The sequence below is a fragment of the Chryseobacterium culicis genome, assembly GCF_002979755.1.
Classification (GTDB): domain Bacteria; phylum Bacteroidota; class Bacteroidia; order Flavobacteriales; family Weeksellaceae; genus Chryseobacterium; species Chryseobacterium culicis_A.
The window spans coordinates 730,920-744,276 of sequence record NZ_PCPP01000001.1; the positions used below are offsets into that span (position 1 = coordinate 730,920).

The 13,357-nt window shown below is 36.4% G+C and carries 12 protein-coding genes; 11 read left to right on the plus strand and 1 reads right to left on the minus strand.

Translation table 11 applies throughout. The annotated features are described in order from the left end of the window. The first annotated feature begins 25 nt into the window (after positions 1-25). The 8 genes from CQ022_RS03460 to CQ022_RS03500 all read left to right on the plus strand — a co-directional run bounded on the left by CQ022_RS03460 (position 26) and on the right by CQ022_RS03500 (position 6,540). Complete coding sequence (locus tag CQ022_RS03460; protein ID WP_105682348.1) at positions 26-955, plus strand: alpha/beta hydrolase; 930 nt, start codon at positions 26-28, stop codon at positions 953-955. An 8-nt stretch (positions 956-963) separates the two neighbouring features. Beyond that, a complete protein-coding gene (locus CQ022_RS03465; RefSeq protein ID WP_105682347.1) occupies positions 964-2,130 on the plus strand; it encodes an MFS transporter in 1,167 nt (388 codons plus the stop codon). 74 nt (positions 2,131-2,204) lie between these two features. Beyond that, the gene (locus tag CQ022_RS03470; RefSeq protein WP_105682346.1) at positions 2,205-2,906 is read left to right on the plus strand and encodes a DsbA family oxidoreductase; all 702 of its coding nucleotides are present in this window, start codon (positions 2,205-2,207) and stop codon (positions 2,904-2,906) included. Positions 2,907-3,014: 108 nt separating this feature from the next. Then, positions 3,015-3,389 (plus strand): hypothetical protein, encoded by a 375-nt coding sequence (locus CQ022_RS03475; protein WP_228421637.1) that lies wholly within the window; start codon positions 3,015-3,017, stop codon positions 3,387-3,389. A 35-nt stretch (positions 3,390-3,424) separates the two neighbouring features. Next, a complete protein-coding gene (locus tag CQ022_RS03480; protein ID WP_105682345.1) occupies positions 3,425-4,006 on the plus strand; it encodes a nucleosidase in 582 nt (193 codons plus the stop codon). Between the two features lie 17 nt (positions 4,007-4,023). After that, positions 4,024-4,545 carry a GNAT family N-acetyltransferase gene (locus CQ022_RS03485; protein WP_105682344.1) on the plus strand — a complete coding sequence of 174 codons (522 nt, stop codon included), beginning with the start codon at positions 4,024-4,026 and terminating at the stop codon, positions 4,543-4,545. 57 nt (positions 4,546-4,602) lie between these two features. After that, on the plus strand, positions 4,603-5,178 hold the full coding sequence (locus CQ022_RS03490) for a Crp/Fnr family transcriptional regulator (protein WP_105682343.1): 576 nt from the start codon (positions 4,603-4,605) through the stop codon (positions 5,176-5,178). Positions 5,179-5,727: 549 nt separating this feature from the next. Then, on the plus strand, positions 5,728-6,540 hold the full coding sequence (locus tag CQ022_RS03500; RefSeq protein WP_105682341.1) for an alpha/beta hydrolase: 813 nt from the start codon (positions 5,728-5,730) through the stop codon (positions 6,538-6,540). Between the two features lie 284 nt (positions 6,541-6,824). On the opposite strand, the gene CQ022_RS03505 is transcribed toward CQ022_RS03500, so the two are convergent. Next, positions 6,825-7,922: a TauD/TfdA family dioxygenase gene (locus tag CQ022_RS03505; RefSeq protein WP_105682340.1), complete on the minus strand. Its 1,098-nt coding sequence runs from the start codon at positions 7,920-7,922 to the stop codon at positions 6,825-6,827. 216 nt (positions 7,923-8,138) lie between these two features. Between CQ022_RS03505 and CQ022_RS03510 the strand changes: the two genes are divergently transcribed. From CQ022_RS03510 to CQ022_RS03520, 3 genes are read left to right on the plus strand one after another with little or no spacing between them, the layout of a single operon-like run. Next, positions 8,139-9,665, plus strand: coding sequence for a pyridoxal phosphate-dependent decarboxylase family protein (locus CQ022_RS03510; protein WP_105682339.1), 1,527 nt, complete (start codon positions 8,139-8,141; stop codon positions 9,663-9,665). After that, complete coding sequence (locus CQ022_RS03515) at positions 9,637-12,045, plus strand: GNAT family N-acetyltransferase (protein ID WP_105682338.1); 2,409 nt, start codon at positions 9,637-9,639, stop codon at positions 12,043-12,045. Before CQ022_RS03510 ends, CQ022_RS03515 begins: the two co-directional genes overlap by 29 nt. Next, on the plus strand, positions 12,038-13,354 hold the full coding sequence (locus CQ022_RS03520) for a lysine N(6)-hydroxylase/L-ornithine N(5)-oxygenase family protein (RefSeq protein WP_105682337.1): 1,317 nt from the start codon (positions 12,038-12,040) through the stop codon (positions 13,352-13,354). The genes CQ022_RS03515 and CQ022_RS03520 overlap by 8 nt, the downstream gene beginning before the upstream one ends. Positions 13,355-13,357 lie beyond the last annotated feature (3 nt).

Here is a 13,357-nt window from a genome sequence, read left to right on the forward strand (position 1 = left end):
AACAATAACTTAAATCAAAATAGAAATGCAATTAACCCCTAAAATAACACAGATTTTAAATCATTTAGAAACAATACAACCTTTCAATCCAAAGGATTCTTTAGACGGTGCCCGTAAATATCTTGAGACGATGTCGTTGCAGTTAAGTGGTAAAAAAGAATCAGTAGCGATGATTGAAGAACTGAGTATTCAGCAGGACAATCATCAGATTCCTGTTCGTATTTACCGACCTCATGGAAAAGAAATACAACAGTCATCAGCTATTATTTATATTCATGGAGGATGGTTTATAGCAGGAGGATATGAAACCCATGATGCTGTCGTTCGAAAACTGGCTAATAAAACCGGATCTGTAGTTATTTTTATAGATTATCGCCTTGCTCCGGAACATCCTTTCCCGGCAGGCTTGAATGACTGTATTGATGGGATAAACTGGGTGTTCAAAAATGCAGAATCTTTAGGGATTGATCCTGATAAAATTGGAATTATAGGTGACAGTGCCGGAGGTGCTTTGGCAACGGTAGTTTCCACTCAGTTAGGAAAACAGTTGAAATTTCAGATTCTGATTTATCCTGCCGCTGACAATCAATTGAACTCAAAATCATGGGAAACATATGAAAATGGTCCGGTTCTTAACAAACAGGGAGGCATTGATGCGTGGGCAGGCTATCTTCCCGAAGAAGAGAAAGGTAATCCTCTAGCGATTCCTGTTTTGATAAAAGATTTTAAAGAAACTCCGCCTACATTAATCATTCTGGCGGAACATGATCCTTTGCTGGATGATGGGAAACAGCTTTCTCTGAACATGGAAAATGCAGGAGTAACCCTTAAAACAAGCCTTTATAAAGATATGGTTCATGGGTTTATGCATATGGGAGATCTGTTGGAGGAAATGCAATTGGCGGTGAATGAAATGGCAGATTTTGCTCATCAAAATTTAAAATCTGACGAATAAACAGGATCATGAAGAAGTATGCGTACATTGGATGTCTGGGATTTATAGCCGTTATTACAACAGAATTCGGCGTTATCGGAATTCTTCCGCAAATTGCAGAACATTATCAAATGAGTATAGACAAAGCAGGGTATCTGTTAAGCGCTTTTGCATTAATCATTGCTCTTACAGGACCTTTTATGACCTTACTTACCTCAGGTTTTGACCGTAAAAAAATAATGCTCACGGCCATTTTTATGTTTCTGGTGACAGGGTTTGTGTCTTCTTTTTCACCACCTTTCTGGCTGCTGATGTTGGTAAGAATTTTACCTGCTTTTCTCCAGCCTGTATATATTGCGACTGCATTATCTGTAGCTGTTTCTCAGGCGGATGACCGTAAAAAGAATGAACTCATGGGGATTGTTTTTAATGGAGTAGCCATTGCCATGGTCACTACAGTTCCTTTTGCAACATGGATTGCTGGCCTGTGGTCCTGGGAATATTCATTCATGATACAAACTATAGTCAGTTTGATTGCCCTGGTTGTCATTTATTTCCTTCTTCCTCCGATGCCTGTGAAGGAGAAAAAATCTTATGGAAATCAGATCCGAATATTGAAACAGCCTCCATTTGTTCTGAGTACTCTGACTAATTTTTTTATGATTACAGCCTGGTTTTCTACCTATAGTTATTTTGCAGATTATCTGAACAAAGCCAAAGGAATGGATACTTCAATGGTAAGCTATATGCTTTTGTTATTCGGAATTATCGGAGTGGCAGCCAATGGAGTAGCAGGAAAAATGCTCAATAAAAATGTAGCAGCAACAACGGCTATTTTTCTTTCCGGAACTATTTTAGTGCCTGTTCTTTTATATTTTTCTGATGGGAATCTCTTAGCAACAATTGCGGTCATTGGAATCTGGGGATTTTTGTATTCACCAAGCTTTTTGAATGCCTCTACCTATATGATTTCTTCCGCACCGGATTCGCTGGAGTTTGCCAACAGCCTTGCCACTTCATTCGGAAATCTGGGAGTGACGCTGGGAACCACAATTGGAGGATGGGTTATCGTGACAAAAGGAGTAGAGTATATTCCCTGGATAGGCGTGATCTTCGGGCTTCTTGCTTTTCTGATGATGATCTTAAAAGGGATCGTTGAAAAACGCAGCCAGGTACTTTCCACCTGTCAGAATTAAACTGTAACAATTTTTGTTACATTGAATAAATTATAGTACCTTTGCACTATTAATTTGATTTAAAATTAAATACAATGAAAATAGAAATTTGGTCGGATGTAATGTGTCCGTTTTGCTATATTGGAAAGAATAATTTTGAGCAGGCTTTAAGTAAACTTCCTTTTAAAGATGAAGTAGAAGTAGAGTGGAAGAGTTTTCAGTTGGATCCTACTTTAGATCCTAAGGAAACGCAGGATACAATTCAGTATTTTAGAGAAAAAAAGGGGGTTGCAGAAGCCCAGGCTACACAAATGCTTGGTCAGGTAACACAAATGGGTAAAGGAGCTGGAATTGATTTTAATTTTGGAAAAACATTGATCACCAACACTTTCAGCGCTCATAAATTGCTTCATTTAGCCAAAAAGCATAACAAATCCAATGAAATGGAAGAAGCATTGTTTATCGCTCATTTTATCGACGGTAAAAACGTAGGAGATAGAGATGTTTTAGTGGCTCTTGCTGAAAGTTTGGGAATTGATAAAGACGAGGCAATCCAGGCAGTTACAACAGATCAGCTGGATTATAAAGTGAATCAGGATATTCAGGAAGCAAGAAATAATGGTGTTTCCGGAGTTCCATTCTTTGTTCTGAATGGTAAATATGCTGTTTCCGGAGCTCAGCCGGTAGAAGTATTTGAAAATGCACTTCAGCAGACTTATAAAGAAACTGTAAGTCCGTTTAAAGATCTCTCGGGAGGCAGCGGAGCTTCCTGTGATGCAGATGGATGCAGTATTTAAGATATCAAAACCCCAAAACATTTATTTGTTTTGGGGTTTTTAATAGGAAATGCCTGGAATTTTTAGAAATATGAGAGGATATCTGTATATTTGAAAATAACTCATGGTATGACTATTAATACTCTAAGATATACATCAATTATTTCTTATCTGCTCATTGTTTTAATGGGACAAATGATGGGATTACCATTTATTTTTTGGCTAGTATTTACCGCTTTTGATTTCGGAAATATAGATCAGGTTTTTGCTGTATTAGGACTTTTGGGTATTGTTCTTACTATTTCAAGATGGAAAAATAAAGTGTCAATAACGATCTTGAGTTTCATAATGATGTTGTCACCAATTGTAAGCAAAATGATTCAAGTCCCCATAGAAAAGTTTAATTATCTGGCATTTAAAATTCCCTTGATTCTATTTGTTGCCTGCTATTTAATATTCATCATTCTTAATGCAAAAAAAAGAAAACCTGTTGTATCTTTGTAATACAGTGACAACAACTGCATAAATCTAATTTCTCAATGATAAAAATTAACAACGAAACCCATTATTCAATTGATGATACCCTTTTTGTTTTTGCCTTAGATTCCGAAGCAGGAACTGTTTTTGATGATAAAAACAAATTAATTACAGGTATTGGAAAGGTAAATGCCGCAATCGAATTGACGAAAGAAATTCATACAAGAAAACCAAAACTGATCGTGAATTTAGGTTCTGCAGGTAGTAAAGGATTTCACAAAGGAGAAGTGGTATGCTGTACAAAATTCATCCAAAGAGATATGGATGTAAGAGGATTAGGATTTAAATTATATGAAACCCCTCTATCCGGAGTACCACCTGTATTAGAATATGGCCTTAAAATGGAAACTTTGCAGGAAGGAATATGCGGAAGTGGCGACAGTTTTGAAATGAACCATTCTGAAACGGATTATAATATTGTAGACATGGAAGCCTATCCACTGGCACTGATTGCCCAACAGGAGAATATCCCGTTTCTATGTCTGAAATATATTTCTGATGATGCCGGAAGTGATGCTGCAGACGATTGGAGTGTACAGGTACACCTGGCTTCTGAAGCATTTAAGAAAATTCTTTTCTCATAACATTCATTCTTACTATCATGAGTTCAATTATTATAAACAAAGCGACTGCTGAAGACTTAGACGTGGTACAAAGCTTAGGAATTCAGACATTTTCAGAAACATTTGCTGAAGATAATACTGAAGAATCTATGAAAAAGTATCTGGAAGAAAGCTTCAACACAGAAAAGGTAAAATCAGAGCTGAATAATCCTGATTCTCTTTTCTATATTGCCTGGGAAGAAGACAATCCGGTAGGCTATCTGAAAGTGAATACAGGAAATGCACAGACAGAACTTCAGGATGATACCAGCCTTGAAATTGAAAGAATCTATGTGAAGAAAAGCCATCACGGGAAAAAAGTAGGACAACTCCTTTATGATCAAGCTTTAGATACCGCCAGACAGCTTAATAAATTATACTTATGGCTGGGTGTCTGGGAAGAAAACCTGAGGGCTTTACAATTTTACAGAAAAAATGGATTTGCTGAATTTGATAAACATATTTTCAGACTTGGAGAAGAAGAACAGACCGATCTGATGATGAAGAAAATGTTGGATTAATTTTTTTTGCCCACAGATAGCACAAATTTTCACTGATAATTGTGTAAAATATTCAAAATGAACAATTCAGAATTTGTAAAGCATATCAATCAGTATTATCCTTTATCTGAAGAAACAATTCAAGATTTACTGGATATCTGTACAGAAGAGTACTATCACAAAAATGATCTTCTGCTGGAATCCGGTTCCATGGCAAGGTATTATTATTTTATCAAATCAGGATTAATAGGGTATTATACGGTAGATGAACAGGGAGATAATATTTATAAAATCTTCTTTGAAGAAAACAGCTTTGTTGCCTCCACTGCAGCCATTATTAAAAATGTACCCAGCGATTTCAATATTATTGCACTGGAAGATTGTGCAGTTATCCAATATCCGGCAAAACAGTATAGAGAATTGTTGGAAAAGCATCATGATCTGGCTCTTTTTCATATGTATTATCTGGAAAAAAACTGGGTAGTGAAAAAAGAACCTCTGGAAGTATCTCTGAAATATGAAACTGCAAAAAAACGGTATTTACAGTTACTTGAAAATCAATCTTTGTACAACAGATTAAAGCAACATCATATCGCTTCTTTCCTTGGAATTACTCCTACACAGCTAAGCCGTATCAAAAAAGAAATTAACTGATATTCCTAATTCTGAGTGGAATAAAGTACCCTGAGTTCGGTTTAAGAAAATTTAATTTTCTGGACTGAAGCTGTCTGATCTTTTATATTGATTTTTTAACCACAAAAGACACAAAAGTTTTAAATACTGAAGTTTTTTTGGGCTAAGCTTTATGTATAATCAGTACACCTAAGTTTTGTGAAAATGTTTGATTTTCATCTTATGTGAACTTTTCTACTGCATCATTGTAAACTTACTTAAGTGAACTAAAATGTTTTAAAATAATAGCTCTGGTGACTTTTGTGGTTGGTAAAGTTTAGATAACTTTTTTATAAAAAATAATAACCCTCTTGGAATTTTATTGTTGAACTTCAATAACTTCGCTCCCCAGCTTTCTGACTTCATTAAAATGAATTCGAAATCTGAGTGAAATAAACTAATAAAAGCTTCAACATATGTTGAGGTTTTTTTTCTTTTTATGCTGCAATTTTGCTTCATCATACAGTCATTGGTACATTATATGTTTTATAATAAAAACCGATGATTATTATTAATTAAACATTTTTAAACATGAAGAAGCTTATCAAAATTGTCGTTGTGCTGGTTGCATTTATCCCACTATCAGCACAAAAAATTATTCATCAGGAAGTTTTCAGTCCGAAAATGAATAAAAAGATCAAAACAGTTATTATTACCCCTAACCTTCAGCCTAATACAACCTATCCGTCTGTGTATATTCTTCATGGTTTCAGCGGTAATCCTGACAGAATTATGAAACAGGATATTCCTGATCTTGTTAAAAAAGCACAGGAACTTAAAACGATCTATGTGCTTCCGGATGGAAATTACAGTTCATGGTATGTAGACAGTCCGGTTGTTAAGGATTCACAATATCAAACCTTTATTGGAAAAGAACTGGTAGAATTTATTGATAAAAATTATCCTGTGAAAGCCGATAAAAAATTCCGTGGCATTATGGGATGGAGTATGGGCGGCTATGGAGCAACCAATATCGGGGTTACTTATAATAAAACGTTTGGTATTGTAGGAAGTTCATGTGGTGCGTTGGATTTCAACTCATTTGGGGAAGGATATCAAAAATATATGGTAAATAAAGTTCTTGGACCATTAGAATCAATTAATCCCAGTTTTCTTACCGACAGTAAAGTGAAGCTGATGGCAGGAGCAGGACAGCAATATATCTTCGATTGTGGCACAGAAGACACCCAGATGATCAATATGAACAGGAATTTTCATAAAAAACTGACAGAAATGAAAATCCAGCATCTCTATACAGAATCTTTGGGTGGGCATGTTCCCGAATACTGGAGCAGATCACTGTCTGAACAATTGTCTTTATTTGACAGATTTTTTAAACAATAAACCTGTTTTTTAAGTTTCGGCTAAAGCCTTTGGAATTTATATTTAATTATTAAAACGGGCTAAAGCCCTTTCCTATTGAATCTTGATTAGTTTTTATATTAATAGAAGCGGGCTTTAGCCCGCTTGTTTTTTATTGTTGATAGCTTTACCCAATCGATCCGTGTCAAGGTTTTAAACCTTGACACGGATCAATCGAATGAAAATCAAATAAAAAATCCTTTTTGAGCCATGCCCAAAAAGGATTTACGATTGATTGATGTTCAAAATGCTAACTAACCAGCATATTAAAATTGTTGAAAGTTTTTACCCAAATGCTCTTCTATTACAAAGAACGGATCTTCTGTAAGCGTGTGTGCTCTCATATCGATAAGACTCACTTTACTCATCATACGAAGCATAATTCTTCTCTCACAAGGCTGTTCAATACCGTCAATTTTTCTCACTCCTGCACGGAAAGCTGATCTTCCGTGAGCACATAAATGATTATTAACCAGAATGACATCTCCCGCCTGAGGCGTAAACCCTGAGTAAATCAAATGTCTGGCTTCTTCCCAGAACTCATGCAGCGTACTTTGAGCTTCCTCAGATTGTCTTATACTCGAATTGAAAAGCTGTTCTGCAGCATCAAACCTCATAAAAGGAAGGCTTAAATTCCCATACAATACAGAATCTAATGTTTCTTCTTCAGTATCTCCTGTTTCCAGATTCGCATCTTTTGGGATTTTATAAATACGCTCAAAAAGAGGTCTGTAGTTTTCACCGATAGACTCATGAGATCGGATTGAATAAAGAGTAGAAGGAACCTGTTCCTCATTTCTTACATACATAAAGCTTAAATAATCTGCCTGATGTTTCAGGAAAGCATCTTCGGTATGTACATACAAATCTGTGGAAGATCCTGATCCCGTCTGCGTTTCTTTCATTTTCTCATCAGGAATGATGGCATGAATTAATCCACCTCCTTTACGCTGTGAATAATATTGCACAGGTTTTGATGGCAGCGCTCCATGAATAAGTGCACATGCAAAACCATATAAATTAAATTTTGAATAATCTGCAGTCTGCCAATTTGAAGGGGTAGAGCCTATATTCTCCTGATCTATATCCATTAATCCGGTAAAGATCAGTGCACCATACTGATTTTTTGAAAAGTCACTCGCAAAATCAGCCGCTATATTTAAAATTCTCTCCGGTAAAAAATAAGACGCCAGCTGATGTACATGCTTAATAAAATCACGGTTTTCATAAGTGTCATACTTTTTCTGAAGATGTAGTGCAGCATCTTTTATCATTCTTCTCTCCTGTGAGGTGACCTCTATGACCGTAGGAAGCAGTTTTACCGCTGTAGAACAGTCTTTATCTAAAATTTCTGTAGAATTCATTAAAAAAAAATTTGGTGTTAACTAATAATTTTTATATTTGTTTTTAATTATTCTAAATAACAATAGCCGAGTCAAATTTATGAATAATTACTCAACCACCAAACAAAATCTAAAAAAAATGTAAAAATTAAAAACCTGACTATCAGATATATATAATCGTATATCAAAAAAACCACAACAACTCACAGATTTAAAAAATCACATTACAAAACTTTTATGAACAACAATTTAATTTCCCTAGAAGAGCTCGCAAGCACAACTTCACCTCACATTTCGGGGAATTTTGGGAATATTTTTCATCCAGACAATTATGATCATTATCGTAATGCAGTCAATAGTACTTTAGACCTGGTTCAGGAATTTCTTTACAGAAACGACAAACCTTTCAGTGGTATAGAAGCCAAAACAATGAAAGGGATGGTACAACAGATCGATCTTAATCAAAAACTTTCCAATTATAATGAACTTCTTGCGGAAGTAGATGAAATTTATGTAAAACACGCTACAGCTTTTCACCTTCCACAATATGTAGCACACCTTAACTGCCCGGTAGTTATTCCGGCATTGGCAGGAGAAATCCTTGTGAGTGCTATCAACTCTTCACAGGATACTTATGATCAGAGTGCCGGTGGAACTTTTATGGAAAGAAAACTGATCGACTGGACAGCGGGTCAAATCGGATATAATACCACTGAAAGCGATGGCGTTTTCACAGCAGGGGGCTCACAGAGCAATTTAATGGGATTGGTTATGATGCGTGACTGTTTTTCCCAGAAAAGATACAACCACAATATTAAAATGGATGGTCTGCCGGCAGAGGCAAGCCGTTTCAGAATATTTGTTTCAGATAAATCTCACTTCAGCAATTTAAAAAATGCTTCCATTATGGGATTGGGTGAGAAAAGCATTGTTAAAGTTCCTACCGATGACAGATTCCGTATGGACATTTCTCTTTTGAAAAAATACATTAAAAGAGAAGAACAGTTAGGAAATATTCCTATCGGTATTGTTGCAACAGCAGGGACTACAGACTTTGGAAATATTGATCCACTGGAAGATATCGCCAATATTGCAGAGCAGTATAATATATGGATGCACGTAGATGCCGCTTACGGATGTGCTTTACTATTAAGTGACAAATACCGCAATCTGATTAATGGTATTGAAAGAGCAGATTCAGTAACAATTGATTACCATAAGTCATTCTTCCAGCCAATCAGCAGCAGTGCCTTTATTGTTAAAAATAAAAAAGAACTGTTGATTCTTAAACATCACGCCGATTATTTGAATCCAAAAGAAATGGACGAAGAAGAAATTCCGGCACAGATCAATAAATCCATTACGCAGAGTACCCGAAGATTTGATGCTTTAAAGCTTTGGTTTACCATAAGAATGATGGGTAGAGAACAGCTGGCAGAATATACAGATACCGTGATTGATCTTACCAAAGATGCAGCGGCAATGATTACTGAAGATGCAGATTTTGAATTGCTTTCAGATTCTGACTTAAGTGTTCTTGTTTTCAGATATATAAATCCGGAAATCAGTGATCTGAATGCCCTGAATCAATACATTAAGATGAAACTTTTCTACAGCGGAGAAATCCTTGTAGCCAGCACAAAGGTTGATGGAAACTTCTATCTGAAATTTACCTTCCTGAACCCGATTACCACTACTGAAGATATTTATCAAATTCTTACCACAATCAAAAGACATGGAAAAGACTTTAATTCAGAAAAATAAAACAGGAGAACAAGCCAGAGAAATTACCTTCAGAATTCTTCTTAACGGAATGCTGAGAGAACTGGGAAATGGAAAATTCTATCAGGGAGTTCCAAAATATGATCTCCTTACAGCAAAAGCTCTGCAGAACAGTAATTATCCGCTGTATATGAGATTTGAAATGAAGAAAAGCGGATTGTTCCTGTTCGCTCCCGTTTTTTATCGTTCCGAAACTCTTTTTCATGAATACGGACCTGTTTTGTGGGCCGTTGACCATCAAAATCAAGAGGTTTTTGAAGTCAATAATGAAAAACTGACTGAATTGGTTTACAAGGAGTTTTCAGAAACAACAAACGAAACTGGATTCAAACAGTTTGTAGAAAGAATTCAAAGCAGTTTAAGAAATCTGGAAAAAACAACGGAAGCATGTCTTCAGGATGATCAGCTTTTAACCTATTCCTTCTTGGAATCTGAACAAATGCTTCCTGCAGGACATAATCTACATCCTTTCACCAAATCAAGAATGGGATTCTCTGAGGAAGAACAGCTTTTATACGGTCCGGAATTCGGAAAAGGATTTCAGCTGGATTACTTCCTGATTCATAAAGACTGTATTACAGAAAAATCTCTTCCAGGGATTTCAGCAAAAGAAATCTTCGAAAAATGGACTTCTTTACCGGAAAGCTACGATTTTGAAAACATCAATGATTTTTATATAGTTCCATGCCATCCATGGGAGGCACAATATCTTTTATCAACAGCAGAATACCCTGAAATGTTAGGTTCAGGAAAAATTATTCACATCGGACCTTTGGGGGAGGATTTTTATGCGACTTCTTCTATAAGAACAGTATATAATCCTGACTTCAGCTGGATGTTGAAATTCTCTCTGCATGTTTTAATGACAGGCTCGGTAAGAACAAACAGTTTAAAAGATCTCAACAGAGGGTATGCTTCTGCAATCTGGTGGCAGCATCAAAAAGCTTCGTTTGAACAAAACTTCCCGAATTTTAAATTATTACTGGAACCTTCCACCGTAAGTGTTCATTACGAAGGAAAGAATATGGACAGCTTGAATATACTGCTCCGTGAAAATCCTTTTTCCAATGAAGATAAAGTTATTTTACTGGCAAGGCTTTGTCAGGATGAATCTACAGATGGTTTCAATTTTACGGCACATTTCTTTAAAAATGTGGCCAATCAATTAGGGGTAGATGCTGAAAAAGCGGCTATTATCTGGTTTGAAAAGTATGTAAATCTATTGCTTTCTCCTTTAAACAGATTGTTCAATCAATTAGGGATGGCTCCGGAAGTTCATCAGCAAAACCTTCTTGTTCAGCTTGACAATCAGCTTTTACCGGAATCTATCTATGTAAGAGACGGACAGGGATATCTGATTAAAGAAAGTTTCAAAGGAAAATATGAATCCCTGATTACAGAATATCCTGAAGTTGAAGATCTTTTCATTAGAGATGAGCGCCTTTTAGACATTATTTCCCACCATCTTTTGGTAAGCAATCTGAGTGCTTTGATCTCATCAATAGGCAAAACAGGATTGGTTAAAGAAAGAAGATTGATTCATATCCTTTACAGGGAGTTTGAAAATCTTCATGAAACTGAACCTTCATCATTAACGGATTATGCATTAAATCAAAGATATTGGGCGGTTAAATCTAACTTACAATCGGCCGTAGCTGATGTAGACGGAGGCGTGAATGCAGCATCTATTGCTTATGCGAAAGTTCCGAATCTTCTTCACAAACATTTCTTCTCAGATCAACTGATTCACCCACAAGGAAAAGAAGTTTTCTTCAAAAGATACTTCCAGAAAGAGGATGTAACCATGAGTATGCGTCCTATAGATCTTGAAAATGACCTTGAAATGCTTCATGAATGGTTCAACCGTGAACATGCCGTAAAAATATGGCAGATGAACTGGCCTATTGATGAGCTTGAAACCTACTACAGACTGATGCTTCCAAGTGATGAAGCCCACAGTTATATCATTGCAGGTAATGATGAGCCTTCCTGTAATATAGAGGTGTACTGGGCATGCAGAGATATCGTGGGAGATTACTATGATGTATTGCCTACAGATTATGGAACGCACCAGTTTATTGCACCTATTGATCCTAAAAAGAAATTTGTATCTCCATCCACTCAATCTATGGTTGACTATGTTTTTGCACAGCCACAGGTAGGAAAAATGGTAGGGGAAGGGTCTGTAGACTCTCTTGCTTCTATGATGAATAAAGCCCATGTAGGCTTCAAAGTAGACAAAGTAATTGAAATGCCTCATAAAAAAGCCAATCTGAACTTCTGTTACAGAGAATGGTACTGGGAAAAATTCCCGCAAAATAAAGAGGTACAAATCACCACAAACATCACAAAAAATGACTAACGAAGCCGTATACAATGTAATAGGCATAGGTATTGGCCCTTTCAATCTGGGACTTGCCGCATTATCCAATCCGATTTCGGAACTGAAGACCCTTTTTCTGGACCAGAGAGATGGTTTCGACTGGCATCCGGGATTGATGATTGACCATGTAACCCTGCAGACTCCATTTTTGTGTGACTGTGTATCCATGGCTGATCCAACCAGTCCTTTGAGTCTTTTGAATTATTTAAAGGAAACCGGAAGACTGTATAAGTTTTTTATCAGAGAAAACTTCTTTATCCCTAGGAAAGAGTACAACCGTTACTGCCAATGGGTGATTGAACAGCTTCCACAGTGCCGTTTTTCAACGCAGGTAATGGATATTACTTATGAAGATGGATTATATCATGTGACGACAGTTCACACCAAAACAAAAGAGACGACTGTTTTTAAAACGGAAAGACTGATTTTAGGAACAGGAACACAGCCTCATATTCCTTCTTTTATTCCCAAAGATGATTCCCGTGTTATTCATACCAGTGCTTATCTGTATAGAAAAGAGGAATTGCTGTCTCAAGGAAAGAAAATTGCCATTATCGGTTCGGGGCAGAGTGCTGCAGAGGTTTTCTATGATCTGCTTCAAAACAGGAATGAAAAAACACAACTGGGTTGGTATTCCCGTCCGGACAGATTTTTCCCTATGGAATATTCTAAACTGACATTGGAGCTTACTTCCCCTGATTATGTTGAATATTTCTACAACAGAAGTGAGTCTGCAAGGAAAACTATTTTAAGCAAGCAACAGGCTCAGTTTAAAGGGATCAATTACGACCTAATCAATGATATCTATGATTTTATTTACGATCTGAATATTGATAATGCTGATCCTAATCTTAAAATTATTCCTAACAGCCAGCTGAATAAGGTAGATAACAGCAACCCGGACTTCATCAATCTTGAGTTTACACAACTTGAACAGGATGTGCCTTATGATCAGGAAGCTGATTATCTGATTTTGGGAACCGGATACCGTTATCATGAGCCTGCATTCTTAAAGAATATCCAATCCAGAATCAAGAGAGATTCAAGCGGATTGTTTGATGTCAACAGGAATTATTCAATAGATCATAACGAAGGCGAAATCTATGTGCTTCATGCCGAAGTACACACACACAGCTATATTTCTACCGATCTGGGAATGGCTGCTTACCGTAATTCCTACATCATCAATGATATTCTGGGAAGAGAGCATTATAAAATTGAAAAGAAGATTGCTTTCCAGGACTTTGATGTGGAAAAATACGCTGATTTACCAACTGCCAAAATTTAATTA